At 45.6% G+C, this 1,620-nt stretch carries 1 pseudogene; it reads right to left on the reverse strand.

Annotated elements, in window-relative coordinates:
* A pseudogene (locus HSISS3_RS05310) lies at positions 1-1,620 on the reverse strand (CshA family fibrillar surface protein C); the annotation flags it as partial.

Below are 1,620 nucleotides of genomic sequence, written 5' to 3' on the forward strand. Positions count from 1 at the left end.
TTGAGTCCAGTTGATTCTGCTGGTGTCGCTGTTGGTGTCACTGGAGTTACTGTTGGGGTGTAAGCTGCAGAAGCTTTTGTTCCGTTCTTATCTTCACGAACCACTGTTACAGCTGGTGCGGTTCCGACGAATGATTTTTCTGGAACAAAGGTTACTGTACCGTCTGCTGCTACTGTGTAAGTTCCAACACCTTCAACAGTCTTAGTTGTTGAACCATCATCAAAGGTTGCTGGAACATCATCGTTCATTGGCACACGGCTGTCACCTTCAGTAAATTCAGGCTTACCTGTTTGGGTTTGACCTTGTTTACCAGTTGAAGTGGTATCTTTAGCAGTCGGTGTTACTGGTGTTACGGTTGGCGTGTAAGTTGCTGTAACTGAGCTACCGTTCTTATCGACACGTTTAACCGTTACTCCTGTACCTGTTCCTGTAAATGATTTTTCTGGTACGAAGGTTACAGTTCCATCTGGAGCAACAGTGTAAGTTCCTTCACCTGGAATAACTTTAGTTGTTGAGCCATCTTCAAAGGTTGCTGGTACATCATCATCCATTGGTACACTTGGGTTACCAGGCGTGAAGCTTGGTTTACCTGTTTGTGTTTGGCCTTGAATGTCTGTAGATGTTGCAGGATCAGCAGTTGGGACAACTGGAGTGATCTTCGGTGTGTAAGTTGTCTCAGCGACAGTTCCGTTTGCATCAGCTGCTTGAACCTTAACTGGAACGACATCACCTGAGTATGATTTATTCGTTGGTGTGAAGGTTACAACACCTGTTTCTTTATTAACGGTGAAGGTACCAATCACGTCACCGGCTGGTGATTTTGCATCTACCGAAGCTGCTGGCTGACCATTTTCATCAAGAAGAGTAATGGTATCCTTATCAATTGGTGCAACTGGGTCACCTTCGGTGAATGTCACAGTTCCAGTTTGAACCACACCTTGAGGTGCCTCTGATGTAGCTGGAGTTGCTGTTGGAGTTACTGGAGTCACAGTTGGTGTGTACTTAGCAGTAACTGGAGTACCGTTCTTATCGACACGTTTAACCGTTACTCCTGTACCTTCTCCAGTGAATGATTTTTCTGGAACAAAGGTTACGGTTCCGTCTGGAGCAACTGAGTATGTTCCTTCACCTGGAATGGTCTTCGTAATTGAGCCATCTTCAAATGTTGCAGGTGTATCATCATCCATTGGAACATTTGGATTACCTGGTGTGAAGGTTGGTGTACCTGATTGCGTTTGACCTTGTTTGTCAGTAGATGTTGTACCTTCTGCAGTTGGGGTAACTGGTGTTACAGATGGTGTGTAGGTCGCAGAAGCTTTTTGTTCCGTTCTTATCTTCACGAACCACTGTTACAGCTGGTGCAGTTCCGACGAATGATTTTTCTGGGACGAAGGTTACTGTACCGTCTGCTGCTACTGTGTAAGTACCAACACCGTCGACAGTTCTCGTAGTTGAACCATCTTCAAAGGTTGCTGGAACATCATCGTTCATTGGTACACGGCTATCGCCTTCAGTGAATTCAGGCTTACCAGTTTGAGTCGCACCTTGAATATCTGTAGATGTTGCTGGCTCAGCTGTTGGGGTTACTGGAGTCACAGTTGGTGTGTACTTCGCTGTGAT

This window comes from Streptococcus sp. HSISS3, from assembly GCF_000448605.1.
GTDB lineage: Bacteria > Bacillota > Bacilli > Lactobacillales > Streptococcaceae > Streptococcus > Streptococcus raffinosi.